Consider the following 25,233-nt stretch of genomic DNA (forward strand, 5'->3'; position numbering starts at 1 on the left):
AAAGCGGGGCCGGGCCGTACGGTCCCGGCCCCGCCCCCATTGCAGAGAGCGAGGACTGTCGTGGCAGACGCCAGCAGGCTGATCGCGGCCCTCACACAACTCGCCGAAACCCCGGCCGCCTCGCGCGGGCCCAGGTGCACAGTCGGCACGATCCTCGACACACTCGACGTGGACACCACGAGCAAGGTCCGGGAAGTCCTCGACAACCCCGTGATCTCGTCCACCCAGATCGCGGACGTCCTGACCGGCAGCGGCCACCCCGTTCAGGCTCCCGCCGTCGCCCGGCACCGACGCCGCGGCGGCACCAACGGATGCAGGTGCCCGCGATGAGCCTCACCGACGATCTCAACGCGCTCCTCGCCCCCGCGTCCGCCGGGCAGAGCATGCCCCCCGAGACCACCCGCCCCGCCACGACAGCACCCAAGGGGTGGGAACCGGGCGTGCGGTACGAGCCCGGCGGCAGCATGCTCGTCACCGCCCCCGCCGCAGAAGCCCCACCCCAGGACGAGACCGGATGGCGGGCCCGCGTAGAGGCACTGGGCCTGGCCGTACCGGACGGCTACCGAGTCCGTCTGGTCGAGGCCCGCCACGACCCGGCAGCGTGGCACCGAGACGCCCACGGCGAGGACGCCGTCACCCGACCCGTATGGCGATGCCGCTACCTCATCGAGCCCACAGCACCCGGCTGGTCTTCGGCCGAGGACCTCAACGCCCTGATCCGGGACGTGATGCGGCGCCGCCGCCGGCCACGCACCGCTCCGGACCATGCGGCTCGGGCCCTCGCCGTCGTGTACGCCGACCCGCAAGCCGGAAAGGTGGGCCGGGACGGCGGCACGAAGGAACTCGTCGGCCGCATCGCCGACCGCTTCGACCGCCTGGACGACCACCTGCGCGACCTCGCGAAAATCGGCCGCGCCCCGGACTCGGCGTACTGGCTCGACGCCGGTGACTGCATCGAAGGCTTCGAGAACGTGACCAGCCAGGCGTTCACCAACGACCTGACCCTCACACAGCAGGTCCGCGTCCACCGACGCCTCACCTTCGAGGGCCTCGATCGGCTCGCCACAGCCTTCCCCCGCGTCGTCGCGGCGACCTGCGGCAGCAACCACGCCCGGATCCGCCGCGGGAAGGATGCCGTCGGCCCTCCGGAGGACGACTGGGGCATTGAAGTGCTCTCCCAGGTCGCGGACGCATACTCGAAGAACGCCGACGCCTACGGCCACGTCTCGTTCGTCACCCCGGAACCATGGCGTGACACCGTCTCCCTCGACATGGCCGGGACCATTGTCGGCCTGAACCACGGCCACCAGTACCCCCGCCCGGAGAAGGCCGCGGACTGGTGGCGGGGTCAGACCTTCGGCCGTCAGCCCATCGCCGACGCGAAGATCCTGGTATCCGGCCACTTCCACCACTTCCGCGCCCAACAGCTCGGCGCCGGGCGCCTGTGGATCCAGGCGCCCACCCTCGACAACGGCTCCGACTGGTACGCCGTGCGCTCCGGAGAGGTGTCCCAGCCCGGCCTTCTCGTGTTCTCCGTCACCGCGGACGGCTGGGACGACCTGCGCATCCTGTAGAGCTGCCCGAGCTAGAAGGGGGCACCCTGGTGGATCTCGGCGGCCATGATGTCCAACTGATCCAGCATGGACTGCAGCCGGCCCTGCCTTTTCAACCACACCCCCGCACTCGTCGGAGCCTTCGCCCCAGCGAACTCAGCTTTCAACTTTTCAGTGCCCAAGCTCTTCACCTTCTTCCTGTGCAGGAAGATTGCCTTTCTGACCTTCTCCTTGCTGTCCCGACTCTGATGGGCGGCGTAGTTCCGCAGGGTCAGCAGGAGTTCCAGAAGGTGGTACCGCTTCTCGTCGGACACGGCCGTGAGCAGGTAGTGGGAGTCGCCCGTGAACTGCTTCATGTCCTTGATCAGCCCGCTTCGCCCCTTGAAGTCGAAGTAGCCGCCCTTGGTGACAAGGTGCTCACAAACCCGCTGGTTCAGGTGCTTGGGGAACTGCGCGTTCGTCGCTTCGCTGAAGGGACCCGTGTCATGGTTCAGAGCCACGATCAGGCACTCCAGCATCAGGTGCTCGAACGCGATCGTGGTCCGCAAGAGGGCGGCCTCGTAGTTCCAGGTGAGTGCCCGTTCGCTGAGCCCGGATGCGTCCGTCTCGTCCAGGTAGTCCCTGATGAGCTTCGTGGTGGTTCTGAACTTGTCCGCGGCGTACTTGCCGCTCTTCTTTCGCCCCATGAACGCAGCCTAGGAGCGGCCGCAGCTCCACGCCCACGTTTCTGCCCGGGACGGTACACACGAACGAGGCACAGCATCGGGGCCCCTACGAACCCCGAAGGAGCAGACCTCATGGGCCTGTACAACGCTGCCGGTGCCCGCATCACGAAGACGGGCTTCCCTGCCACCCCCGTCAGTGATCCGCTGCTCAGGGTCACTGCGGACGTCTACGCGACGCGGACCCACGACGAGGGCACCCGACCGTTCGACAGTCGTGACGCAGTCCCCGAGGGGTCCATCAAGACCCTCAAGTACAAGGCGGGAGCAATCTTGCGGCAGTCGCAGGTCGACGCGCTGTTCCCCCCGGCCACGGTCGCGGCCGTGAGCCCGGCCACGGGCCCGGCGGCGGGCGGGACCGTCGTCACCATCACCGGCTCCAACCTCGACGGCGTCGACAGCGTGAAGTTCGGGGCCACCGCAGGCACCAATCTCAGGGTGTTCTCGTCCGGCCGCCTTCAGGTCACCACCCCCGCGGGCTCGGCCGGGGCCGTGAACGTGATCGTCGGCGATGAGGCAGGCGCCGTCACCAAGACCGCGGGCTTCACCTACGCCTGAGCCGCCTTGCGCGCCGCCGCTGCCCGACCTGGCAGCGGCGGCGCGACCTAAGCCTTCCGGCCGGTCCACAGTCCCTCCTCCACGCCCCAACCGGCAGGAGGAACCGTGCCGCCCCGTACCCGCAAGACCACTTCGGACGACCCCGAGCAGACACCGGAGACCCCCGTGCCCGAGGGCACCACCGAGGTGCCCGAGGACAAGGCGACCCTCCCCCACGAGACGAAGCTCCCGGAAGTCGCCCCGCTCGAACCGCCGCCGGCACCGGAGCCGCTGCCTGAGCCTGACCCGCTGACCACGGCACAGCAACTGCTCCCGGCCCAGCTCGGCGACCGGATCGTGGATGACGCCACCGGAGAGCCGCCGCCGGATCCCGACACCGTGTTCGTGCCGGTGCTCCCGCACGGGAACACCCTGCGATGCAGCGTCCGCCTGATCGAGCACGTGGGCCTGGGTCCCTACCGCTCCCCCATCACCCGGCTGCTGGTGCCGATCGGAGCCGAACTGAAGCGCGGCCAGGCCGCCCGCGTCGTCGCCCGGCTCCACGAACAGCTCGCCCAGGCGCGGTAGGGGGCCGAGGTGTACACCCACTCGAACGCCATCGCGCCCTCGGGGGAAGGTGCGGGCTGATGGCGATTCCTGCTGGCATCGCTGCAGTTCGGGTCACCGGACGGTTCCGGCGCCCCGACGGCACCCCGTACCGCGGCACCGTCGCATTCCAGGCCCCGGTCATGGTGGAGCTGGAGCAGGCCCTCACCGTGATCGCCGGGCGCGCCACGGCAGAACTCGATGCCAACGGTGAGTTCGCGCTGATGCTCGTCGCGACGGACAACCCGGGCATGGATCCCACCGGGTGGGTGTACACCGTCACCGTCGTCCTCGACGACGGCACCGCGCGCACCGGCTCCGTGGCGCTGTCGTCCTCGGTGACCGAGGTCGACATCACCAAGCTGCTCCCCGCCGACCCCGCGCAGCTCAACTACGTCCCGGTCAAGGGCGACCGTGGGGCGAGCATCCTGTCCGGCCCCGCGGCCCCGACGGCCGCTGACGGTTCGACCGGGGACTACTGGATCGACACCACCAAGCCCGACGCCTGGCTGCTGCACGGGCCCAAGAAGGCTTCCGGATGGCCGCAGACAGGTCTGTCGCTCGGGCCCGTCACCACCTGGCGCCTGCGCGACCTGCCCGATCCCGTGACCGCCGAAGCCGTCCACTCCGGTCCCGGCCCCACCATCACCACCGGCCTCGGATCCGCTGCCACCGCCGGGTACATCAAGTACGCCCCGGCACCCGTGGCGCTGTCCGGAACCGACCGGCGCGGGACCTTCACCTGGGCCGGTGCCGGAAACATGTCGATCGGGGTCGGAACGCCCGACAACACCTATGTGCTGCCCCTGTCGCGGTACCCGAACACGTACGCCTCCGGGCAAGCCAACTGGTCTGCGGAGTTCGGCTGCGACGCCGCAACGCTCCAGCTCCGCTTCAAGCACATCTCGCCGGCCACCATGTTCAGGCTGTCCGTCGACGGCCGGAAGCTGACCGACCTGATGCAGCCCTCAGGGGGCAACGTGGCAGGCCAGGGCCTCACCCACCTCATGAGCATCGACTTCGGCAGCCCCGGCCCACGCAGGATCCGGTTCGATTTCACGGCGATGCCCTTCGGCGGGATCTACCTTCCGGCCACCGCGAGCATGTGGGAGGTGCCCCTCCAGGGTGGGCGGTTCATGGTCTTGGGAGACTCCCTCTCCGACGGCTCGGCACACAACCTCGGGGCCGGATGCGGCACCTGGGTGGATCGCGTGGGCCGGATGCTCGGCTGCACCGACATCTGGCGGCAGAGCCGCGGCTCCACCGGCTACGTCGCGGCAGGCTCCACCGCGACCTTCGGCACACGCGCCGAGGTCGACGTGATCCCTTGGGCCCCGGACAGGCTCGTCGTTTGGGGAGGCTACAACGATGCCTCCACCAGCCAGGCACAGATCGCCGCCGCAGCAGCCGCGCTCTTCGACCGCATCAAGACCGCGCTGCCCCGATGCCAGGTGTTCGTGCTCGGCTGCTGGTCCCCCACCGGTACCCCGGCCGCCTCCCACGTCAACACCACCGCCACACTCCGCGCGGCAGCGGCCGCCGCCCGGTTCCCGTTCGTCTCCCCGCAGACCGGCCAGATCTACGACGCCTCGGGCGCCCTCGTTGCGACCCATGGGCCATGGATCACCGGCACCGGCACCGCGTCGGCGCCCCAGGCCGACGGCAACGCGGACCTCTACATCGGCAGCGACGGCGTCCACCCCACCGATGCCGGCCACGTCTACCTCGCCCGCCGCATCCTCGGCTTCCTCCGTGCCGTGATGCCCGCCTGAAAGGGGGCCCCATGGGCACCCACACCTACCTGCCGGTCCACGCCGGTCTCGTATGCGACCCCGAGGCCGACGGCGGCCAGGTCGTCAGTCTGGTGCTGTACTCCGTGCCCGACCGCGAAGGGACCCCGGCGGCCATGTCCACCGGCGTCTCCCGTCTCGCGGACGGCCGCTACACCTTCGCGCTGCCCGACGGACTGCCCGACGGGCGGTACTGGGCCGCGGCCACCTTCATCCCCACCCGCGGGGCCCCACCCGTCATCGACAGGACCGTGCGCCTAGACCTTCCCTCCGGAGGCGCCTTCCTCGTCTCCCCGGAGCAGGTCGCCGACGAACTCGGCGTAGCCCTCCCGCTGACCGCCGCCCAGCGCGAAACGTTCCGGACGGACATCGGCAAGGCGCAGTCCGATGTGGCCGGCTACCTTGGGCGACCACTTGTACCCCGGCCCGAGACCCTGCGCTCCGTCCAGCCGCTGTATGGCTACCCCCTGTCCGACTCCCGGGCCTGGCCCGCGCCGTCCTACGACGACATCACCACGGTCCTCTCCCACACCGCGACCAGCGACGGCCGGTACGACGTGCGGCTCCTCATCGGCCTGCACGCAGCTCGGGAGGAACCCATCGTGCGCTACGTCCTGGCCCACGCAGCCGAGATGATCCGCAACAAGCCGGGCACCGCAGACGGCGGGCGTCGGGTCTCCTCGGTGTCGGCGGAGGGGCAGTCGATCAGCTACGACTCGGCCCCTGCGGCCGGGCAGGCCGGTGCGCTTCCCTCGCTGGAGTCGCTCGCCGGGTACAGGAAGCGGCTGTACCGGCCCATCGTCGGCGCACCGGTCGCGGCCTGGCCGTACGGCCGCGGCCGCCGATACAACCGGTGGTGACCATGGCCGTCCTCCTGCCCGATCGGGACCTCACCGTGTACGTCCTGGCCCACCCCTGGGGCCGGGATGCCCACGGTGTCCCCGTGCCGCCCCCACCCGACGCGCGGCCCGCAGCCCGAGGGACCTGGCCGGGTGCCGCGAGCGAGCAGGCCGACAGCTCATGGACCCTCCGCGTCGATCCGGCCGCCTGGCCTGTCGAGCCCGGTGACATCCTCGACGACGGAACCCGCACCTGGACGGTGGCCACCGCGCTTCTGAAGCGGGTCCCCGGCTACGGCGCGGCCGATTACATCGCCGTGACGGCGACCCTCAACCCACCGGAGGTGCCCTGATGGCCCGGTTCCGTGTCGCTCCCGGCCTGGAGCGCAAGCTCGCGGCCCTCGTCGCTCCGAAGGTGCACGCGATCGCCCGCGAAGTGGAGCGCCAGGCGAAGATCTTCGCCCCACCCACCAAGAAGTGGATCACGGTCGCCGACGACAAGGTGCGGCCCACACACGTCGCAGCCCACGGCCAGGAGGTCCCCGACAACTTGCGGTTTCGGGTCAACTCGATGCGCTGGGACCGTGAGCATCGCGGCCTGGGGCCGATCACCTTCATGAAGGGCCCACGTGACGAGTCCTCCCGGGCCGTGGCCAACTTGAAGAACTGCCGGTGCCACGCCGTTCAGATCCGCGACGGTATCGCCCGGCACATCAACACCCGGCCTCCGGTCATCACCGGCAGCACCGTGACCGTCAAGGTGGTCGCCACGGGCCCGTGGGTGGTTCCTGCCGAGGTCGGAACCCTCTACCCGGGGAACCTGGAGGCGAAGGGCGTCTACTACATGGCCCGCGCCGCCGCGGCGGTCGCCGCCCGGCACTGACCCCGGCTCCACCCCGGCACCCTCACAGCAGGGGGGCTGTTCCCCGGGGGAACAGCCCCCTCTCGGGCAGGCCAGGACACAAGCGGCCGGATCCTGCACAGTCCCGCCCATGACGACAGCCAGGAAGACCACCACCCCGCCCACCGACTCCGAGAACGCTCCCGTCACCGCCTCCGAGCAGGTCATCGGGCCGCCGCTTCGGGACGGCCAGACCCCGGAGAAGGTGGCATTCGCCCACCACCTGCGCATCGGCGGCCGTGACTACATGCCGGGCGACAGTGCACTCGTCTCCCCGGAGTACGCCCGTCAGCTCCGCGGATCCGGCTACCTCGCCCGCGGACGCGCGTGAACGCGGAAGCCTCCTACGCGATCGCGGACGCCGACCCTGTGGCCGCGGTCCTGTCCTGGCTGGCCGGCCATCCCCGAGTCGAGGAAGCGCTCGGTGGCCCGGGTCGCGTCTCCGGTGCCCGGGAGGCCCCTTGGCCGCACCTGCGCGTGGCCCTCGGCCCCGGTGGGAGCCTGGGGGACCTCACCTGGCTCACCGAGCCGGAGATCACGTTGGAGGTGTACGGCGACCCGGGCGGCTGGCCGGGCCCGGCCGCTCTCACCCGCATCCTCAAGATCTGCGCGGTGGCCGCCTCCGAACTCTCCACCACCACACGGTCGGACGGGCAAGCCGTGGTGAGCGGGGTCCGCCCGTCCGGCGTCCTTCTCGAATCCCCCCTTGAAACAGGTCAGCCCCGCTGGGTGATGGGCCTGCTGGTCTCCCTCCACCCCAACCCGGAGTACTCGTGAACCTCATTGGCGCCATCGTTGCCGTCGCCCCCGTCGGAACCACCGCGGACGACACGGATGCCTGGACCACGATCGGTACCGTCGCCGATGTCCACTTCGACACGGACGGGCCGACCTTCGGCGCCGGCTTCCCTGTTCGGATCATGCGGTTCCCCGCCCCCGTTCCGTGGGCCTGCCTGAACGCCCGGCGCGACATCGAGGAGTACGCCGAACGCCTGCGCATCGGCCGGCTCCTCACCACCGCCCTCCGCGAACCGGTGCTTCTTCCGTGCCCTGGCCCTTTCTGAGCCCGAGACGATAGCCGGCTCCGCTCCTCACCGTGGCCAGCCCTTGACCACAGGCCACGAGGAGTACCGCCATGGCTGGCGAGATCACCAATTCGACACAGATCGTTGTTCCCGCACGGACCCGCGTCTGGCTTGCCCCGGTCGGCACCGCGGCCCCAGCCGACGCCACCGTGGCGATGCCGTCGGCCTGGTACTCGGTCGGGCTCACCACGGAGGACAGCCTGAAGTTCAACGAGGAGCCGAGTTTCGAGCAGGTGAAGTCCGCTCAGATGGACTTCCCCTCGCGCACGTTCCAGACCAGCGACAGCGCGACGATCGAGGTCGATCTCCAGCAGTGGAACGGCCGCAACTTCCGTGCGGTATTCGGCGGAGGCACCATCACGGAGATCACCCCGGCCGGCGCACCGGCCGGCGCCAAGCACTACAGGTTCGCGCCCCCGCGGATCGGCGGCCGCTCCGAGGTCGCAGCCTGCATCGAGGTGATCGACGGGGAGAAGGTGTACCGGTACATGGTCCCGCGGGCCATGCAGATGGAGGGCGTGCAGACCGACCTCCAGAAGGCGAAGGAAGCCGTGCTCCCCCTGCGCCTGGCGGTGCAGGGCGGCGACGAGGCAGATGCCTGGTACTTGATCACGAACGACCCGAGCTTCTCCAGCGCGGCGTAGTCTGGGCCGGGTACGAATGAAGGCCCGTACCGGGCGCGGGAGGTGACGACTTCCGCGAACGGTATGGGCCTTCCTGTTCCCCTGGGGAACAGCGCGGGCTACGGGTTCAGGTCAACGAACCCCAAAGCGGTGGCCACCTTGTTGTAGTCCTCGATCGGGGCAGCGTTAGATGGCCCGAAGGTGTGGACCGGAGCCTGCCTGCGGTGCATCTGCCGGACGAAGCTGCTCCAGCGAACCTTGTGGAGCCCGACGTGCTTGCTATACGTCTCGGTCATGGAGGCCACCGTCAGTTCCCCCTCGCTGTCCGGACGTCCGGGCGTCGGGGTACCGGCCATCACAATGTGCTTGATCGTGGGCAGCGACTTCCGTCCGCGGCGACCCGAGTTCTGTTGCTGACGCATTTCGGCGAGCTCTTCGAACGTCGACTTGAGGTCCATCTGCTCTTTGCTCGTGACGAGCACTGGAGGCACGATCTCGTCGTCTTCCCCGAACGGGGTCAGCGCCGAGACACCCAGCTTGCTGAGGGAGGCGGGCAAGTCGAGCAGCCAGACGTCATCGTCGCCCTGATAGGTGTCGCACAGGTCGCGGAACCACGCAATGAGGAACTCGTTGCCTGGCTGCGTGGTCTCGACATCGAAGTTCTTGACGTGCTTCGAGCCCGGCACGATCTGAAGGCCCTCGATGGTCTCGTACTCGGGCGGGAGCATCCTCCCAGGGTTCTCCGGGTCGGGGAGCTCGGGCGTCACCACGTAGCGGAAGGGCACGGTGCAGTCCTCAAGGGAAGCCCCATGCATGAGTTCGTAGATGGTGCCCTGCCCTGCGGGCAGCTCGTCCATGGCGCAGGCGATGTGACTGACGCTGCGCTGGTGGTCGAAGTCGAAGACGCGGACCTTGTAGCCGCGCAGTGCGAGAGTGACGGCCAGCATGACGATGCTGGTCGTCTTCGCGCTTCCACCGCTGATGATCAGTGCGGCGATGAGCAGCGGCCAGTTCCGGCCCCCGGGCCGTGTGTTGCGAGGCAGTGTCTTTTTGGACATCGGTCTCCTGTCAGAGCTGAGTGGTGGGTGCGGTGGTCGGGAAGGGGATCCCGTGCTTGGTGAGCTGCGCTGCTTCCCATGAGGATTCCGGGTGGTGCTGGCCGACCTCGATGAGGAGCCTGACATGCTCGGCATCGTGCTGGTCCCACGGGCGGCGTCCGTCGCGGGCCCTGATCTCGCCTGCCGCCAGGGCGGTAGCAATGGTGACCGTCTTGATCAGTTCGGCGTTCCCGGACGACAGCACGGCTTCGAAGTACGAGTCGGTGTCGCTGATGGAGAACCCGGCCTTGCCGCCGTCGCGCAGCCACTTGTGGGCACGGGTGCGGGCGGGTCCCTGCTGGGTGGGTGCCAAGAGGGTGCGCGCAAAGAGCGCGTCCGCCTGCTGGGCTGTCAGTTCGACGCCTGCCTTGATCATGGCCAGGCAGGTCTGCTCGCGGTCCGCCGACGCGTGGTTGCGCGCCGCGGAGTGCCGATCCGCCGCTGCGACCGCCTTGCTCGGCTGCACAGCTGGGGCCGACGGCTGCGCGGAGGGATCCGCCGCCTCCGGATCCGCGTTCGTCTCGGAGCCTGCTGATGCCGGCGAGAGGGTGGTCTGCTGCTTGGTGGGCTCCGGCATTCCACCCTTCGCCGGGTCCACGACCTCGGCGGGGTCGACTCGGCGCGGCTCGGGAACGTTGTTCCCCGGGGGAACAGTGTCGCCGCTTCGGATTTGCTGGATCGCCTGCTTCAGAGACAGGCCCTCGTCACAAACCAGGTGCCACGCGTGGATCTGCTCCTCCGGGTCCTTCAGCGCGGCAGCGATCTTCCGGGCGTCGGTCACACCGAGGCCGTCTTCGGCTCCGATCAGCTCCTGGAGCTGGGCGGGGAGAACCATCAGTTCCAGCCTGCGCGAGACGTAGGACGGACCACTCAGGCTCAGGTCCTCGGCGATCTCCCGATAGGTCATGCCCTCCTCGTTGTGCATCCGCTGGAACTTGCGGGCCTCTTCCATGGGGGAGAGATCCTTGCGGTGGAAGTTCTCCACGAAGAGGACGCGTCGGATGTTCGGAGCGATGTCGTTGCGGAGGACGGCCTGGATCGTGCCGATGCCCGCCACCTGCGTGGCGCTCCATCGGCGCTCGCCCATCGCGATGACGTACTTGGTCCCGATGGTTTCGGCGAAGTCCGGGTAGTGGCTGACGAACGCGGCCGTGTGCATCACGACGATGTCCTGGAGGAGACCGTCCATCTTGATGCTGTCGGCGAGACCGGTCAGATCCCCCAGGTCACGGTCGTTGAAGGGGTTCGCGGAGATGTCCGATACCGGGATGCTCAGCCCCTCCCCGTTTACCTCGTTCGTCGGAACCTTGAAGAAGGTCTGCGACCGCGAGGCTGTAGAAGCAGCGACCTCCTGCTCGGTGGGGACGGCAGATGCCGGGCTGCTGCCGCTTCGCTTGGCTGTCCTCTTCAGTTGCTGTGCCACAGATGTCCTTCCGATCGTGCAGAGATGCCTTCGCGGTAGAGGCTAGCGCCGAAGACCCCCCGGAGCTGATGTCACCCGGTCTAATCCGGGCGTGCTGTTCCCCCGGGGAACAGCCGGGCGCCGCCCGGTGTCCGGGGCCGGGCACAATCCGGTGCCCGCTGGACCAGGACAGTAGGGACATCGGCTGTCTACGTTCCCCCGGCTCGATACCGAACCGGGAGGACCACCCCATGAGCTTCGCCATCGATCTCGACGCCGAGCGGCGCGAGGTGCAGCACCCCAACGGCATCCCCGTACTCCTGCGCGGCCGACAGTTCCTCTTCCCGCCCGAGGTGCCGGTCGATGCCCTCGACCCGCTGTTCTCCCCTGAGCTGGACCTCATGGGGGTCCTGGGCGACATCGTGACCGTGGAGGGCACGACGACGACCGGGGAGATCATCGAACTTCTGTTCCGCCGTCCGTCGCTGCCCATGCGATTCGTGGGCGCGGTGAAGGAGATCTACCGCGTGCTGCTCGGGCCCGAGGCGTTCGAGGAGTTCACCGCGGCCCGGCCGTCGATCGGTGACTACGTTCGCCTGACCAAGGGCCTCGTGACCCTTTACGGAGTCGACTTGGGAAAGCTCTTCGGGCCGGCCGGCTCCTCCGCGAGCGCTGGCCCGACGTCGAATCCGACCTCTCCCGGTTCCACCGACTCGACGCCCGAGGCATCTGGCTCCGGCCTGGACGACCTGGCTTCATCGGTCTCCGCCGGCTGACGGTTCTCCTGGACGGCCTGCCTGAGCAGTCCCGTGTGGCCTCCTCGCCGTACAACGGCTGGACCGTGCACACCGAGCTGCTGGCGCAGGTCATCGAGGAAGTCGCCCTGCTTGCTGCCGACAAGCGCCGCACGGAACCCCGGACGGTCACGCGCCCCTACGATGCGGCGGCTGTTCCCCAGGGGAACAGCTCATCGGCGCAGCAGCCCACCCCCATGACCGGCCACCGCAAGATGCTCGCGGCTGCCGCCCGGAGAGGAATGGTGCGCCCCAGTGGCTGAGGGTTTGCAGGCCGGACGCCTGGAAGTCACGGTCGTTTCCGTCCTGGACGGCTTCGCCCGTGAGCTGCGGACGAAGGTGGAGGCGGCCGCCGAGGGCCTGGCCGCGAAGGTCAAGCTCGAAGTGGACGACAAGGGCCTGCGCCGACGGCTCAAGAGCGCCGTGAAGGAGGCGTCCAAGGGCCTCAAGGCGAAGGTCGAGGTCCGCGTGGACCGCGACGGCCTGCGCGAAGAGCTGGACACGGCTGCCCGCCAGGCCGCTGACAGCGGGATCCACGTTCCCGTGCGGCCGGACGGCGAGTCGGGCAGAGAGGGCGGGTTCCTGGGCAGGCTCCGCCGGCTCTTCCAGCGGGCCCAGGCTGACGCCGAAATCGAGCCGGTCAGAGTACCGGTGGAGTTCAACCTGCCGGGCCGCGGCCGCCGCCGCGGAATGCTGCGGTCGCTGGCACTGGGAGCGATCGTCTCGCTGGCCCAGCCCGCCATCGCGGCGATCACCCAGTACGCCGCAGGGCTTACCGCGATGGTGTCGGCGGCGCTGCCCGCGGTCGGCGTGCTCGGGGCGATCCCGGGCCTGATTGCCGCAACAGGCACGGCGGCCATCGCCACACGGGTCGCCTTCGGCGGATTCGGGGAGGCGCTGAAGGAAACCCTCAAGGCACAGAGCCAGCTCGCCGACGGCACCGAGCTGACCGCCGCGCAACAGGCTGCGCTCGACCGGTCCCTTCAGGGCCTGTCGGTGTCGGCGCGCGCGTCGGTCAAGACCGTCGCCGGTCTGAGCGGCGCCTGGCGGTCGATGCGCCAGGCGGTGCAGGAACGATTCTTCTCCAAGGTCGCGGACGACATCGCGCCCTTGTCGTCCGCGGTCCTGCCGCTTCTTCGGGACTCCCTCGGGGACGCCGCAGGCCAGATGGGCAACCTGGCCAAACGAGGTGCGCAGGCGATGCGCAGCGGGCCGTTCGCCCGGGACTTCAAGACGGTCGCCGCATCCAACAGCAAGGTAATCGGCAGCGTCAGCAACGGCGTCGCCAACCTGGCGGCGGCCACCGGACACTTCCTCGTGGCATCCGGCCCGTTCGTGGAACGGGTCGCCAAGGGCGGCGAGAAGTTCACCCAGTGGATCCGCGGGTCCGCACAGGCCGGTCGCGAGACAGGGTCCTTGGCCCGATTCCTGGATCACGCCGCCGAGAAGGCCAAGCTGCTCGGCCGAACGACCCTGAACCTCGGCAAGGGCCTGGCGGGCGTCGCACGGGCCGGAATGGACACCGGCAACGCGCTGCTGGGCGGGCTCGAAGCGTCGATGCTGCGGTTCAACCGCTGGGCCAACTCCGGTGAAGGCCAGCGGTCGATGAAGAAGTTCTTCAGCGACGCGGCACCGACCTTCACCGAGCTGAACAAGCTCGCCGGCGACTTCGTCCGCGGCCTGGGCCGGATGTCGAAGGACAACGGCATACGGGACCTCATCGTCCAGATCCGAACCGAGCTGATGCCGGCCGTCGGACGGTTCCTGGATGTCATCGGCGGATCCATCGGTCCGGCGATCATCGGGCTCGTCTCGAACATCGCCAGCCTCTTCGCGACCCTGTCCGCGGCCGGGTCCGGGCTGGGCCTCATCCTGAGCGCGCTGAACGGCCTGCTCGTCATCGTCAACGGCCTGCTGAACGTGGTGCCCGGGGCCGGAACAGCGCTGGGCCTCCTCCTGGGTACGATCCTGGCCTTCCGGATCGTGAGCAGCGTGACCGGTCTCCTCACGGGCCTGGCCACGTCGATCCGCAGCGTCGGCACCATCTCCACCACCACGGCGGCCGGGGCAGCCGTGCAAACGACCCTGTGGCAACGGATGGGCGCCGCCTACACGACAGCCGCGGCCGGAGGCGGCCGCCTGACGGGAGCGATGCGCGGAGTCCAGGGTGCCGCCCGCGTCGCCGGCGGCGCGATGACCGGCCTCGTGGGGGCGCTCGGCGGCCCCCTGACCGCGGTGATCGCAGCCGTCACCATCGGCGTCGGCCTGCTGGCCAACCGGCACGAGAAGGCCGCGCGAGCCGCGGAGCAGCAGCGAAGCCGCATCAGCTCGTTGACACAGGCCCTGCGCGAGTCCAATGGGGCGATCGACGCGAACGTCCGCGCCCAGGCCGTGCTACTGCTGCAGGACTCCAAGCTCGGGGACGGCAAGACCAAGCTGGTGGACAAGCTGCGCGACGTCGGCGTCGGCCTGACCGAGCTGACCGACGCCTACCTCGACGAGAGCAACGGCGTGGCCGACCTGGAAGCCCGACTGCGCCGGCTGGCCGATGCCAAGCAGGAGTACATCGAGAAGGGCCGTGACATCTGGGTCAAGGGCGACGGCCCGAATTCGAAGCCGTACCGCGAGGCCGCAGAAGCGCTCAAGAGTCTCAACGGCGAGTTGAACACGAGCATGCGGGACGCCCGCGAAGGCGCGGCGGCCATGAACGACGCCGGGAACAAGGGGACCGACTCCTTCACTCGTCTCAAGACCGCCGTCGAAGGCATGTCGAACTCGACGGCAACGGCTGACGACCGCGTCAACAGGCTCAAGATCGCGCTCGATGCCCTCACCGGGGGCACCCAGTCCTTCCACGACGCCCAGACCCGGGTCAACGCCGCCGTCCTCTCGGTCAACGACGCCATCACCAGCAACACCCAGCGCCTCAAGGACGCCAACAAGGAACTGATCAACCAGGACGGTTCGCTGCGCACTGTGACCCGGGCGGGCCAGGACTACAACTCCCACCTGGCCGAGCTGCGGGACTCCTCCCTCGGGGCCGCGAACGCGGCCTTCGAGATGGCGCGCGCCAACGACATCACCCTCCCCGAAGCCATGAAGAAGGCCGAGGCGGAAGTGCAGCGGGCCCGGGACGCGGCGATCCGGTACGGGACGGACCTGGGGCTGACCGCCGACGAGGCCGCGGGCCTGGCCAACAAGATGGGTCTGATCCCGTCCTCGGTATCCGTGCTTCTGCAGTCCAACGGCATGGAGAAGGTCACGGCCGACATCCTGAGCCTGTCCACGCGGCTCCTCAACCTGCCGAAGAATCAGACCATCACCGTTGCCGCGCCGACCGGGGCCGCCGTCACCGCGCTCCGCAACCTCGGCTTTCAGGTGCAGATGCTGCCCGGTGGCAAGCAGGTGACGATCTCGGCCCCGACGGACGCCGCCCGCGCTAGCCTCGGTGCGCTCGTGGGTGACCTGGCGGCCACCCCCGGCAGCAAGACCGTCACCGTGCAGACCCTGGTGCAGAAAGCGACCGCCGACCTCACCAGCGTCCAGAACAAGGTCGCAGGGATGAAGGGCAAGAGCATCAAGGTCGATGCGCCCACGAATCTCGCACGGCAGGAACTGGAGAACCTGGGCTACAAGATCCGCGACTTGAAGGACCGGAAGGTGGAGATCAGCGCCCCTTCGGGCACGGCCATCAGTCAGGTGCAGGCGATCCAGAGCCGCATCAACTCCCTGACCGGCAGGGTCGTCACCGTCACCATCAAGTACAACACTGTCGGCCAGCCGTATGTGGCACCGAAGGCGGACGGCGGCATCGTCAACTTCGCCGACGGCGGGATCCGCCGGGCCGCCAGCCGTGTCAGAGCCTTCGCACAGGGCACCGAGCGGCACGTCGCACAGATCGCCCGGCCCGGCGAGTGGCGGGTGTGGGCGGAGCCTGAGACAGGCGGGGAAGCGTATATCCCACTAAACCCAACGAAACGCAAGCGCTCTGCGGAAATTCTTGACCGTGTCGCAGCGATGTTCGGCGGAAGGGTCGTCTACTTCGCCGACGGCGCACTGCGCCAGTACGGCAACGGCGCCATGAACACCCGCCGCAACACCGGGGGAACCACCTCCGCACGGCGTGCCGCGGACACCCAGGCTGCCGCGTTGATCGGCGGCGACCTGAACCTGACCATGACCGGGGCGCCGATGAGCCCCAGTGCGGCCATCGGAGACACCATCTTCGAGCTGCGCCGAATCCAGCGTGGAGGTGCGTATGCCGCTGGCTGAGGGCGAGTGGATGCTCTCGTACCCCGGGCGCGGAATCCACCGCGGTGCAAACTACGTGATCGGGTCGGCCCGCAGCGGGTTCCCTCTGTTGCAGCCGTACGAGATCCGGTACGAGAACCGGTCGGGGTCCGAGTCCGGGCCCGCGGTGCTCCCTGGGGAGGACGGCGTCCGGTTCGGGCAGGACCGGCGTGGCGCCGCCAGCATCACCCTGGAGGTGGGCGTGGACACCGTGGACGCCGTCGGGGGCGTCGGGGGACGGCACGGCGCGAACCTCGCCCGCGTCTCGTCCCTGTCCCGCGCCTGGGACGCGGAGGCCGTCCGCGGAGAGTTCGGTGCGGTCTGTGAGCTGACCACGATGCAGGGAGGCCGGGAGAGGACCTTCTTCGGACGGCCCCAACCTCTCCAGCCGGCGAACGTCCGGTTCACCAGGCAGGGGTGGACCTCGGTACTGCTGAAGTTCGACTGCGTGGACTCGCTGTCCTACGGGGCAGAGCAGACGATCCGGGTCGGGATGCTGCCCGCCTCCCACCCCGGACTCAAGGGGCCCTTGAAGGCGCCTTTGATGCTGAGGGGTCCCGGCGCCTCCCGGGTCCCGGGGCAGGCCACTGTCGCAGGCACCACCCCGACGTGGCCGGTGATCACGTTCCACGGACCGATCGTCCTGCCCATGATCGATGTCTACGGGTACTGGCATGCCCAGCTCAACGTCACGCTGGGGCGGTCGGAGTACCTGACCATCGACACCCGCCCATGGAGGAGGACCGTGCTGCGCAACGGGAACGCGAACGCCGCGGGCTGGCTCATGAGGCCCGCCCCGTTGTTGCGGGACATGCGGTTGCCGACAGGAAACGTCGACTGCATCCTCCGCGGCACCGACGACACCGGCAACTCGTACATGACGATCACGTGGCGGGACGCCTTCGCCTACCTGTGAAACTGGGCGAATTGCGTCGGATGCAACATACGACGTACGAGCCGGGACCGGGACCGGGACCGGGACCGGGACACAAGCCTTCTGCGCCCCGCACGCTCCTCGCTCGCCAAGATCAGCGAGCGAGGAGCGGCAGCATGACATGGGACAGCGTCCCCTGGTTCGTAGAGGGCGGAGCCGAGCATTCGAGCGAGGTCGCCCGCCTGCTGGCGTTCGCCAGTTTCGGAGGCGCCGAAGGCATCGTCGGGTCCACCAGCCTTCAGGTGAAGTCCCTGAGCGCCCCCGCAGCACGGATCCAGGTCCGACACGGGGCCTGCGCCATCCTGGACCGCTCCGACGGCTCGTCGTACCAGGCGTATGCGGCACGCACGATCAACAACGACGAGGTGGCGGTGGCCGCCACCGGTCCGGCCGCCCGCTCGGACCTGGTCATCGCGCGGATCGAGAACCCATACACCTACGGGGAGACCTGGCCGAACCCGCAGAACCCTGCTGTCGGCCCGTACGTCCACACCCGGATCCTGTCGGGTGTCCCGAAGACGACCACCAGCGTCCGGCAGATCCGGCCCCAGGACTCCGCAATCACGCTGGCCAGGATCGACATACCGCCGAACACGAACGCCATCACGCAGGCGATGATCCGTGACCTGCGGCAGATGGTGAATCCGCGGCAGGATCGCCGCCTCTACACCACCAGCCCCCTCGGCGATCAGACCTGGCCCGGCAACTCGAAGGGCACGTGGGTGGCGTGGCCCCCGATGGCCCGTTGGACCATCGAGGTGCCTCCGTGGGCCGTACGGGCCAGGATCCGCATGGACATCCTCGGCACCCAGGTCATCGGCGGAGGGGTGTGGGGGGCCTGCGCCTGGAAGCTCGGTAGCAGCGTGCAGGGCCAGAGCGTCCAGATCGACACCGCCCGTTCCGACGGCTCCCAGCGCATCAACATGATGTCCGCGGACACCGTCAGGATCCCGCCCGCGATGCGAGGCACCGTCCAGACCCTGAGCGCCCTCGTCCAGCTCGATTCCAACAACGCCGGCATCTTGCAGGCCGACGTGGTGACCACAGGCGTGGCGGATGTCCAGTGGGTCGAGGACCCCGACGAGGACGAAACCTGATGCCCGCCACCTGGCGCTTCATCGCGCAAAGGGTGTTCAGCACGCACATCATCGACCCGGAGATTCCCTTCACCCTGACCTCGAACCCTCGGCGCGAGTTGTCGGGGCCCGGGTCCCTGACCGGGGTCATCGACCCGGAGTACGCCCGTCTTCGGGGCCCCGACGGCCAGCCCATCCTTCAGGAGTGGTCCACCAAGATCTACGTCGAGATCGACCGGGCCATTCGCTGGGGCGGCATCATCACCAAGGTCTCGTACGACGGGCCCAAGGCCACCGTGATCGCCGAAGGGCTGTCCTGCTACCCGCACGGCATTCCTTACGAGGACTACATGATCAGCGGCGCCCTGATCACCCCGAAGGATCCGTACGCGGGGAAGGACCGAAACGGGGACGGCTGGGTGGACGGGCAGAAGGGCAAGGTACGAGTTCCTCCACCGCCCAAGCCCTACGCCGGACCCCGGATCGACACCTTCGACGCCTTTCGGAAGATCTGGGCTCATATCCAGTCCCGCCCCTACGGCAACATCGGCCTGGAGATCGACGGCCACGCCCACGGCGAGCTCCTGGGCGCCGCCGACGGCACGGACCCGTGGGAACTGGCCTGGTGGGACAACCCGGACTGCGGGCAGACCTTGGACGAGCTGACCCGGAGCACGCCCTTCGACTGGGCCGAGACGCACTCCTGGGGCGCCGCCAACGAGGTCGTCCACCGGATCCGGCTCGGAAAGCCTCGCCTGGGCCGCAAGAGGCCCGACCTGCGGATCGCGGAGGGCGAGAACCTGGTCGCCATCGCTCGCCCGGAAGGACTGGGGGACGACTTCGCGAACGAGGCCGTCGTCCTCGGGCGGGGGCAGGGCCGCAAGATGAAGCGGGCCCAGGTCCACCGCTACGACGGCCGACTGCGCCGCGTCGCCGTCGTCACGGACAAGACCCTCGCCTCCGACAAGGCCCTACGCACACGAGGCGAGCGGGAACTCGCGGGCCGAACACAGGGCCTGCAGATCCCTTCGGTGGAGATCCGCCACCACCCCAACGCTCCCGTGGGGTCCTGGCAACTCGGCGACGACGTCCGAATCCAGGTAACGGTGCCCTGGGTCGGGGAAGTGGACATCTGGCACCGGATCGTCGCCGACGAACTGTCCTCCTCCGACACCTGCCGTCTGGACCTGCGTCGAAGCGACTCCTTCCACTACTGACCGCCGCCCTCCGGACAGGCGGCCCGGGACAGTAGCCACCCGGGCCGCCCACGGTCCGGCCCGTGGTGAACTTCCTGGACGACCAGCGTGCGACCCGGCAAATGGCCGGGCTGCTCGCCGACTTCGACAAGCGCCTCAAGGCCCTGGAGCGGACCACCCAGGGCGCGCACAGCTCCATCGAGGGCGGTTCCCTCGACGTCTACGACTCTGACGGCACCTACCGCGGGTCCGTGGGCATCCAGCCGGACGGGTCCATGGCCGTGGCCCCGGTCAACGCGCCGCCTCCCCCGACGCCGACCACGCCCTCGGTCGCCCCCGTTCTGGCGGGCCTGGTGGTGTCCTGGGACGGACTGTGGGACGACGCCCACGCCGCTCCCGCGGACCTGGCCCGCATCCAGGTCCACACCGGACCCACGGCCGGCTTCACTCCGGGCCCGGCAACGCTGGCGGGCGCCATCGGGAACGCCGCAGGCGGCTCGGTCACCCTCGCCATCGAGGGCTACACCCCGGTGTGGGTGCGGCTGATGGCCGTCAACACGGCTGGGGTGCTCGGTCCGGCTTCCGCCGCCGTCTCCTCGACGCCACGACAGGCGGTCGGCGGGGACCTTCTGGACGGCATCGTCAGCGAACTGAAGATCGCGGCCGGGGCCGTGACAGCGGCCAAGGTCGCCGTCGCGGCGATCGACGCGCGGGCGTTGGCGGACGCCGCAGTGACGGCGGCGAAGATCGGCCACGCTGCGGTGGAGGCGGGGAAGCTGGCCACGGGGGCGGTGACGGCCGCTTCCATCGCCGCGAACGCCGTGACCGCGGCAGCGCTGGCGGCGGGGTCGGTGACCGCCGGGAGCTTGGCCGCGAACTCCGTGACCGCCGGGGCCCTCGCCGCGAACTCCGTGACCGCAACGAAAATCCTGGCCGGGGCTGTAACGGCAGGGTCTCTCGCGGCGGACTCGGTGGTCGCGGGAAAGATCGCGGCGGACTCGATCACGGGCCGGGAGATCCGGGCCCTGGCCGTCACCGCCGCACACCTGGCCGCCAACTCCATCGAGGCCACCCACCTCCGAGCGGGCGTGGTGGAGGCCACGCACATCAAGGCCGCCGCCATCACTGCAGGCAAGGTGGCGGCGGACGCTGTCACGGCGGGGACCATCGCAGTGGACGCGGTCACGGCGCGAGAGCTGCGCGCCGGGGCCGTCACCGCGGCCGCGATGGCCGCAGGGTCGGTGGTCGCCGGCAAGATCGCGGCGGACGCAGTGACCGCGGGCACGATCGCAGCCGATGCCGTCACGGCACGAGAACTCCGGGCCGGGTCCGTCACCGCGGCCGCCGTGGGGCCCGGGGCGATCGGAACCGAGCAGCTCGGGGTGGGTGCGGACGGCAACCTCATAGCCGACGGCGGCTTCGAAGGGCAGACGGCTGCGGCCCGGCTCCCGACCGGCACGGGGTGGAGCATCGTCTCAGGGGGCAACGGCTCTCCGCGGGCAGCGATGGTCGACTGCACCTCGGCAACCGCGGTGGACCGCACGCACACGCTCGGGACGCTGCGGGCGACGCCGGGGATGAAGGTCTGGCTGTCCACGGACTACCGAGTTTCCGCGGACTGGGCGGGGCGGTCGGTGACGGTGTACGTGCGGTGGGAGGACTCGGGCGGGGCCACCCTGGGCTACAGCACGGTGAGCAGCGCGAGTGGTGCGGCAGGTGCGGGCTGGCTGACGATGTCGGGAAGCCCCACGCTGGTGGCCCCGGCGCAAGCCGTGACCGGGCGCATCCGGATTGCGGCGACCGATGTCACGGCCGGGACGGTGCACTACGACAACGTCGTGTGCCGGATCGTCGTTGCTTCCGCCCCGGGCGGGGCCCGCGCGGAGCTTGCCCCCGACGGGATGCGTGTCTTCGATGCCGAAGGGGAGCCGGCGATCAGCCTGGTCGCCGGAGCCAGGAACTTTCTCACCTTGAGCAGCGACGGAGTGGCGGTTGCCACCATCGACGACACCGGCTCCGCCGGCTTCGCCAGTGTGGCCGTGGCCGACGACCTCACCATCGGCGGAACTCCGATCGGGGCCCGGCTCGCGGAGTCCGCGCGCGGCATCGTCGCGATGAGCCACCAGCACACGGCCGTGACCGCCTCCGCGGGGGAACTCGGCTTCGTGGAGCTGAGCTTCGAAGCGGACACGGAACGGATGTACCGGATCGTCCTCGATACCTACGCCGACCCCGCGGTCGCCGGCGGCGAACTCGTCCTGCTGCTCCGCGACGGCGGCTCCAGCACCCCCAAGATCACCTCCACGCAGATCCAGAGCAGGATCTACCCGTTGGACTCCGGAGGCTGGCAGGCCGTCCGGATGGAGCTCGTCCGATCCGGCCGCGACCTCGGCGCGGGCCTGCACCGCATCCTCAGCACCTTCCAGGTCCAGTCCGGCCCCAGCGGGCAGTCCGTCCGGCTCTTCGGCGCACCCGAGTACCCGGGCCTGATGTACGTGGAGGACGTCGGCCCGAGGATCGCGGACACCGGGGTCTACAACACCGGCGGCGGCGCCAGCACACCTCCTCGAAAGACCTACGACAAGGTGTACAACGCGGCCTGGTCCGGCTCCTACGGCGGCCGCTCCTCGTACACCCCCTCCTACGGCAACCAGCTGATGCAGGGGTACTACAGCTCCACGCACGGGACCTTCGCCAGCCTGTTCGGGTTCCCCCCCGCCTTGGCCACCGACCTCGCGGGGGCGCAGATCGAACGCGTACTGGTCTACCTGTACTTCGAGCACTGGTACTCGTCGTCCGGCGGCAAAGCCGTCCTGAAGGCGCACAAGCACTCGTCCAGGCCGAGCACATTCTCCTCTGACACCGAGTCGATGACCGTCTCTTGGTCCCGCAACCAAGGCAAGTGGGTGGACATCACATCGATCTTCGACAGCACCACCTGGCGGGGCATCGCCCTCGACCCCGGATCCAGCACCAGCACGTACTACGGCCGGGCCCGCGGCGTCGGCGAAGGCTACGCCCCCAAACTCCGCGTCATCTACACCAAATAGGAGGGTCCATGACCACGCGCTCACTGCCACTGTTCCTGGAGAACGAGCTCACCCACGACCCCGTCTTCATCGCCCGGGTCCGAGCCGCCGTCACCCGCATCGCCCGCGAAGTCCTCTCCGAACCCGCCGACACCCCCGGGCACCCCCTGCGAACCGGTCTCGCTCGCAGCGTCCTGAACCCGGCCGACTCCACCACACCCGGCCTCGCCCCCAGCATCGCCGCCGACCCGAACATCTCCGCCGCCGCGGCGGCCGCCCCCCTACCGATCGACGGAGGCGCCGCAGAAGCCCGGATCACCGATGAGCAGATCCTTGATGCCGTCCGCCAAGCCTGGGACCTCACCGCCGGGGTCGGACCGGCCCCCGCACAGTGACGGCCGCCATGACGGCCCCGAGACGGTAGCCGCAACGCCCCGCACCGTATGCACGACCGGGGGCCGAGGCCCAAAGGCCCGGCCCCGTGCAGCACACACCAGGAGGCGCCATGGACTGGCTCAACTCCGCGGCGCCGATCATCGCCCCCGCGTTCGGCGCCCTCGGCATCACCATCGGCGCCTTCTTCAGCTACCGGCAGGTCAAGCGCAAGGGCGACGCAGACGAGCACGTGGCGGACCTCCAGGCCAAGACCGCCGCCGAGGCCACCGAGGGGCAGACCTACGTCGAAGCGATGAGGACCGTCACGGCCGGCTTCTCCTCTCTCCTCGACCAGCAGCGAGGGATGCTCGGGCAGCAGCACGTCCTCCTGGAGCAGGAACGCACGATGCACGCACGAACCGTCGAGCGGGTCGCGATGCTGGAGGCCGGACAGCTAGAACTGACCCGCGAAGTGCGCCAGCTCCAAGAGGAACAGCGCAAGGACCGCCGCTGGAAGGCGAGCGCCCTCGACTACATCCGCGAACTGCGTGGCCTGGTCACCAAGACCCTGGGCCGGCCCGCTCCGGAACCACCCGAGGAGATCGCGGCGGACATCGAAAACCTCGGGAGGTAGCCCCGCTCTCGGGCGCTGTTCCCCGGGGGAACAGCGCCCGAGACGCAAGCGGTGACCACCGTTGAGAGTTCAGCCCCTCACCATCGACAGAGGGGATCACCACCATGTCCACCCTGGACTCCATCGTCACCGGCTCCGCCGTAGGCGCGTTCCTGCCGCTGCTCACCGCCATCGTCCAGCGCCCGCAGTGGTCAGTACTCACCAAGAAGATCGTCGCGGTCGTCACTGCGCTGGTCGCCGGTCTGCTGACCGTGGCCGCTGTGGGCGGACCGGAGCAGTTCCAGCATGGCCTGCCGACCCTGGGCACTCTCGCCGCGGTCCTCGCCGCTTCGCAGAGCGCCTATGACCTCATCTGGAAGCCCACCACCATCGCTCCCGCCATCGAGGCCGCGACCAGCCCGAAGGGAACGGCAGCCGGCCAGTAGGCCCTGACGCGTCGCCGCTCAGCGGCGCAGCGCGGGTATCATGCCGCACTGAGGTGGCCATCCTGCCGCCGATCTCACCGTAGAAGGTTCTACCCACCCTCGTGGTTCTTTCCTCCCCGGTACGCCGGGTTGAGAAGGGGCGTTGCACAGGGTGTGTTGACCGAGACTGGCCGGGTACTGGTTGCTACCCGGGATGATCCGGCCCACGGGGAGATCGGTCGCAGGGTGGCCACCTCACCCCGTAGGTCCCCATCGGCCTCGATTGGCCACGAGCGACTCCAGGAGGCCAGCCTTCATGGCGGCAACGCAGCAGAACGGGCCGGACGAACCGGCCTCGCGCCAGAGCCGCTGGACGGAGCCGGACCCCGGTGCAGTCACCGCGCAGATCAACAAGTACAGCCAGCTCACGAATCGTGACTTCACCAGCGTGCTCGTCGCCTTCCTCAGCTCTACGGAGAAGGACCAGGTCGCCGCCTACGCCATCAGGTCCCCCGAGCTGGCACGCAAGTCTCGCCGCTTGATCGGTGAGGTGGCCGAAGTTCCTGAGAAGTTCCTGGATCAGGGAACAGACGAGAGCGCCAACGCTTACCGAGAGCGCCGTCGTCGGCTTCGCTTGGCAGCCGAGCACGAGGGGCAGCTTCTCTACTTCATCGCGGCTGCCCTGGTGGCCCGTCGCGGTCACCTTCCGCCGGAGCCGAACCCGCGGGCTCGCGCGCGGCGCCGACTCGCAGACCAACACCCGGAAGTGTTCCTCCAGTACGTGCGCGAGGAACAGCGCAAGGACGAGGAGCGCATCCGACGGCAACGAGCGGAACGAGCCGCGGCAAGGGCCGCAGAGGCATAGGTCAGACTCGTGGTTCTCGGGCGTACCCCCCCAGGGGGTACGCCCGTTCGCTTTGCCTCCCCACACTCGGGTTCGCGGGTTCGCGGGTACGCGGGTACGCGGGTACGCGGGTACGCGGGTACGCGGGTACGCGGGTACGCGGGTACGCGGGTACGCGGGTACGCGGGTACGCGGGATCACCGCAGGTCAAAGCGATTCATGGCCGCTAGGACGGGCTCCCTCAGTGCGAGAAGCGACCCTGTCTGTTCCCCGGGGGAACAGACAGGGGGCGCTGTTCCCCCGGGGAACAACAACCCCTGTACGGGAAGTCCAAGACACGCTGGCTGGCCCGGTGCGAACCAAAAGCTGGTCGTAGCCCGCACTTGGCGAACCGCCCCCGAGGGTTCGCCCCCGAGGGTTCGCCCCCGAGGGTTCGCCCCCGAGGGTTCGCCCCCGAGGGTTCGCCCCCGAGGGTTCGCCCCCGAGGGTTCGCCCCCGAGGG

The 25,233-nt window shown here is 69.4% G+C and carries 26 protein-coding genes; 23 read left to right on the plus strand and 3 right to left on the minus strand.

The genetic code is table 11. The features are described from left to right. The first annotated feature begins 60 nt into the window (after window positions 1-60). Both ABTZ17_RS06965 and ABTZ17_RS06970 read left to right on the plus strand, forming a co-directional pair. Window positions 61-330: a hypothetical protein gene (locus ABTZ17_RS06965; RefSeq protein ID WP_352194470.1), complete on the plus strand. Its 270-nt coding sequence runs from the start codon at window positions 61-63 to the stop codon at window positions 328-330. Next, window positions 327-1,574: a hypothetical protein gene (locus tag ABTZ17_RS06970; RefSeq protein ID WP_352194471.1), complete on the plus strand. Its 1,248-nt coding sequence runs from the start codon at window positions 327-329 to the stop codon at window positions 1,572-1,574. Before ABTZ17_RS06965 ends, ABTZ17_RS06970 begins: the two co-directional genes overlap by 4 nt. An 11-nt stretch (window positions 1,575-1,585) precedes the next feature. Here the strand turns inward: ABTZ17_RS06970 and ABTZ17_RS06975 are convergent, their stop codons facing one another. Beyond that, window positions 1,586-2,239 carry a hypothetical protein gene (locus tag ABTZ17_RS06975; RefSeq protein ID WP_352194472.1) on the minus strand — a complete coding sequence of 218 codons (654 nt, stop codon included), beginning with the start codon at window positions 2,237-2,239 and terminating at the stop codon, window positions 1,586-1,588. Between the two features lie 111 nt (window positions 2,240-2,350). Between ABTZ17_RS06975 and ABTZ17_RS06980 the strand changes: the two genes are divergently transcribed. The 10 genes from ABTZ17_RS06980 to ABTZ17_RS07025 all read left to right on the plus strand — a co-directional run bounded on the left by ABTZ17_RS06980 (window position 2,351) and on the right by ABTZ17_RS07025 (window position 8,677). Next, window positions 2,351-2,833 carry an IPT/TIG domain-containing protein gene (locus ABTZ17_RS06980; RefSeq protein WP_352194473.1) on the plus strand — a complete coding sequence of 161 codons (483 nt, stop codon included), beginning with the start codon at window positions 2,351-2,353 and terminating at the stop codon, window positions 2,831-2,833. Window positions 2,834-2,938: 105 nt separating this feature from the next. After that, entirely contained in the window at window positions 2,939-3,400 is a 462-nt protein-coding gene (locus ABTZ17_RS06985; RefSeq protein WP_352194474.1) for a hypothetical protein, read from the plus strand. 59 nt (window positions 3,401-3,459) lie between these two features. Next, window positions 3,460-5,190, plus strand: coding sequence for an SGNH/GDSL hydrolase family protein (locus tag ABTZ17_RS06990; RefSeq protein ID WP_352194475.1), 1,731 nt, complete (start codon window positions 3,460-3,462; stop codon window positions 5,188-5,190). An 11-nt stretch (window positions 5,191-5,201) separates the two neighbouring features. After that, window positions 5,202-6,068: a hypothetical protein gene (locus ABTZ17_RS06995; protein WP_352194476.1), complete on the plus strand. Its 867-nt coding sequence runs from the start codon at window positions 5,202-5,204 to the stop codon at window positions 6,066-6,068. 2 nt (window positions 6,069-6,070) lie between these two features. Beyond that, a complete protein-coding gene (locus ABTZ17_RS07000) occupies window positions 6,071-6,400 on the plus strand; it encodes a hypothetical protein (protein ID WP_352194517.1) in 330 nt (109 codons plus the stop codon). Then, complete coding sequence (locus ABTZ17_RS07005; protein WP_352194477.1) at window positions 6,400-6,930, plus strand: putative phage head morphogenesis protein; 531 nt, start codon at window positions 6,400-6,402, stop codon at window positions 6,928-6,930. Before ABTZ17_RS07000 ends, ABTZ17_RS07005 begins: the two co-directional genes overlap by 1 nt. Window positions 6,931-7,039: 109 nt before the next feature. Then, the gene (locus ABTZ17_RS07010; protein WP_352194478.1) at window positions 7,040-7,279 is read left to right on the plus strand and encodes a hypothetical protein; all 240 of its coding nucleotides are present in this window, start codon (window positions 7,040-7,042) and stop codon (window positions 7,277-7,279) included. Then, entirely contained in the window at window positions 7,276-7,725 is a 450-nt protein-coding gene (locus ABTZ17_RS07015) for a hypothetical protein (RefSeq protein ID WP_352194479.1), read from the plus strand. Before ABTZ17_RS07010 ends, ABTZ17_RS07015 begins: the two co-directional genes overlap by 4 nt. Continuing rightward, a complete protein-coding gene (locus ABTZ17_RS07020; RefSeq protein ID WP_352194480.1) occupies window positions 7,722-8,012 on the plus strand; it encodes a hypothetical protein in 291 nt (96 codons plus the stop codon). Before ABTZ17_RS07015 ends, ABTZ17_RS07020 begins: the two co-directional genes overlap by 4 nt. A 71-nt stretch (window positions 8,013-8,083) precedes the next feature. Beyond that, the gene (locus tag ABTZ17_RS07025) at window positions 8,084-8,677 is read left to right on the plus strand and encodes a phage tail tube protein (RefSeq protein WP_352194481.1); all 594 of its coding nucleotides are present in this window, start codon (window positions 8,084-8,086) and stop codon (window positions 8,675-8,677) included. A 98-nt stretch (window positions 8,678-8,775) separates the two neighbouring features. Here the strand turns inward: ABTZ17_RS07025 and ABTZ17_RS07030 are convergent, their stop codons facing one another. Then, window positions 8,776-9,714, minus strand: a complete 939-nt coding sequence (locus ABTZ17_RS07030) for a ParA family protein (protein ID WP_352194482.1) — start codon at window positions 9,712-9,714, stop codon at window positions 8,776-8,778. Window positions 9,715-9,724: 10 nt separating this feature from the next. Then, a complete protein-coding gene (locus tag ABTZ17_RS07035) occupies window positions 9,725-11,176 on the minus strand; it encodes a ParB/RepB/Spo0J family partition protein (protein ID WP_352194483.1) in 1,452 nt (483 codons plus the stop codon). Between the two features lie 230 nt (window positions 11,177-11,406). Between ABTZ17_RS07035 and ABTZ17_RS07040 the strand changes: the two genes are divergently transcribed. From ABTZ17_RS07040 to ABTZ17_RS07090, 11 genes are all read left to right on the plus strand, one after another. Continuing rightward, complete coding sequence (locus ABTZ17_RS07040; protein WP_352194484.1) at window positions 11,407-11,931, plus strand: hypothetical protein; 525 nt, start codon at window positions 11,407-11,409, stop codon at window positions 11,929-11,931. Window positions 11,932-11,996: 65 nt separating this feature from the next. After that, window positions 11,997-12,212 carry a hypothetical protein gene (locus ABTZ17_RS07045; protein WP_352194485.1) on the plus strand — a complete coding sequence of 72 codons (216 nt, stop codon included), beginning with the start codon at window positions 11,997-11,999 and terminating at the stop codon, window positions 12,210-12,212. Continuing rightward, window positions 12,205-16,221, plus strand: a complete 4,017-nt coding sequence (locus ABTZ17_RS07050; protein WP_352194486.1) for a phage tail family protein — start codon at window positions 12,205-12,207, stop codon at window positions 16,219-16,221. The genes ABTZ17_RS07045 and ABTZ17_RS07050 overlap by 8 nt, the downstream gene beginning before the upstream one ends. Then, window positions 16,208-17,155, plus strand: a complete 948-nt coding sequence (locus ABTZ17_RS07055; RefSeq protein ID WP_352194487.1) for a hypothetical protein — start codon at window positions 16,208-16,210, stop codon at window positions 17,153-17,155. Before ABTZ17_RS07050 ends, ABTZ17_RS07055 begins: the two co-directional genes overlap by 14 nt. Window positions 17,156-17,289: 134 nt before the next feature. Beyond that, window positions 17,290-18,270 carry a hypothetical protein gene (locus ABTZ17_RS07060; RefSeq protein WP_352194488.1) on the plus strand — a complete coding sequence of 327 codons (981 nt, stop codon included), beginning with the start codon at window positions 17,290-17,292 and terminating at the stop codon, window positions 18,268-18,270. Next, window positions 18,270-19,466, plus strand: coding sequence for a hypothetical protein (locus ABTZ17_RS07065; RefSeq protein WP_352194489.1), 1,197 nt, complete (start codon window positions 18,270-18,272; stop codon window positions 19,464-19,466). The genes ABTZ17_RS07060 and ABTZ17_RS07065 overlap by 1 nt, the downstream gene beginning before the upstream one ends. A 62-nt stretch (window positions 19,467-19,528) precedes the next feature. Continuing rightward, window positions 19,529-22,495, plus strand: a complete 2,967-nt coding sequence (locus ABTZ17_RS07070) for a hypothetical protein (RefSeq protein WP_352194490.1) — start codon at window positions 19,529-19,531, stop codon at window positions 22,493-22,495. Window positions 22,496-22,503: 8 nt separating this feature from the next. Further along, entirely contained in the window at window positions 22,504-22,869 is a 366-nt protein-coding gene (locus tag ABTZ17_RS07075; protein ID WP_352194491.1) for a hypothetical protein, read from the plus strand. 110 nt (window positions 22,870-22,979) lie between these two features. Then, window positions 22,980-23,483: a hypothetical protein gene (locus ABTZ17_RS07080; protein WP_352194492.1), complete on the plus strand. Its 504-nt coding sequence runs from the start codon at window positions 22,980-22,982 to the stop codon at window positions 23,481-23,483. 104 nt (window positions 23,484-23,587) lie between these two features. Beyond that, on the plus strand, window positions 23,588-23,908 hold the full coding sequence (locus ABTZ17_RS07085; RefSeq protein WP_352194493.1) for a hypothetical protein: 321 nt from the start codon (window positions 23,588-23,590) through the stop codon (window positions 23,906-23,908). Window positions 23,909-24,203: 295 nt separating this feature from the next. Then, window positions 24,204-24,752, plus strand: coding sequence for a hypothetical protein (locus tag ABTZ17_RS07090; protein WP_352194494.1), 549 nt, complete (start codon window positions 24,204-24,206; stop codon window positions 24,750-24,752). Window positions 24,753-25,233: the final 481 nt, after the last annotated feature.

Source organism: Streptomyces sp. NPDC097619 (genome assembly GCF_040302735.1).
Taxonomy (GTDB): domain Bacteria; phylum Actinomycetota; class Actinomycetes; order Streptomycetales; family Streptomycetaceae; genus Streptomyces.

Coding starts and splice junctions, on each gene's coding strand:
- ABTZ17_RS06970 (WP_352194471.1), top strand. CDS start 327: ATGAGCCTCACCGACGATCTCAACGCGCTCCTCGCCCCCGCGTCCGCC.
- ABTZ17_RS06975 (WP_352194472.1), bottom strand. CDS start 2,239: ATGGGGCGAAAGAAGAGCGGCAAGTACGCCGCGGACAAGTTCAGAACC.
- ABTZ17_RS06980 (WP_352194473.1), top strand. CDS start 2,351: ATGGGCCTGTACAACGCTGCCGGTGCCCGCATCACGAAGACGGGCTTC.
- ABTZ17_RS06990 (WP_352194475.1), top strand. CDS start 3,460: ATGGCGATTCCTGCTGGCATCGCTGCAGTTCGGGTCACCGGACGGTTC.
- ABTZ17_RS06995 (WP_352194476.1), top strand. CDS start 5,202: ATGGGCACCCACACCTACCTGCCGGTCCACGCCGGTCTCGTATGCGAC.
- ABTZ17_RS07000 (WP_352194517.1), top strand. CDS start 6,071: ATGGCCGTCCTCCTGCCCGATCGGGACCTCACCGTGTACGTCCTGGCC.
- ABTZ17_RS07005 (WP_352194477.1), top strand. CDS start 6,400: ATGGCCCGGTTCCGTGTCGCTCCCGGCCTGGAGCGCAAGCTCGCGGCC.
- ABTZ17_RS07010 (WP_352194478.1), top strand. CDS start 7,040: ATGACGACAGCCAGGAAGACCACCACCCCGCCCACCGACTCCGAGAAC.
- ABTZ17_RS07025 (WP_352194481.1), top strand. CDS start 8,084: ATGGCTGGCGAGATCACCAATTCGACACAGATCGTTGTTCCCGCACGG.
- ABTZ17_RS07030 (WP_352194482.1), bottom strand. CDS start 9,714: ATGTCCAAAAAGACACTGCCTCGCAACACACGGCCCGGGGGCCGGAAC.
- ABTZ17_RS07040 (WP_352194484.1), top strand. CDS start 11,407: ATGAGCTTCGCCATCGATCTCGACGCCGAGCGGCGCGAGGTGCAGCAC.
- ABTZ17_RS07055 (WP_352194487.1), top strand. CDS start 16,208: ATGCCGCTGGCTGAGGGCGAGTGGATGCTCTCGTACCCCGGGCGCGGA.
- ABTZ17_RS07060 (WP_352194488.1), top strand. CDS start 17,290: ATGACATGGGACAGCGTCCCCTGGTTCGTAGAGGGCGGAGCCGAGCAT.
- ABTZ17_RS07065 (WP_352194489.1), top strand. CDS start 18,270: ATGCCCGCCACCTGGCGCTTCATCGCGCAAAGGGTGTTCAGCACGCAC.
- ABTZ17_RS07075 (WP_352194491.1), top strand. CDS start 22,504: ATGACCACGCGCTCACTGCCACTGTTCCTGGAGAACGAGCTCACCCAC.
- ABTZ17_RS07080 (WP_352194492.1), top strand. CDS start 22,980: ATGGACTGGCTCAACTCCGCGGCGCCGATCATCGCCCCCGCGTTCGGC.
- ABTZ17_RS07085 (WP_352194493.1), top strand. CDS start 23,588: ATGTCCACCCTGGACTCCATCGTCACCGGCTCCGCCGTAGGCGCGTTC.
- ABTZ17_RS07090 (WP_352194494.1), top strand. CDS start 24,204: ATGGCGGCAACGCAGCAGAACGGGCCGGACGAACCGGCCTCGCGCCAG.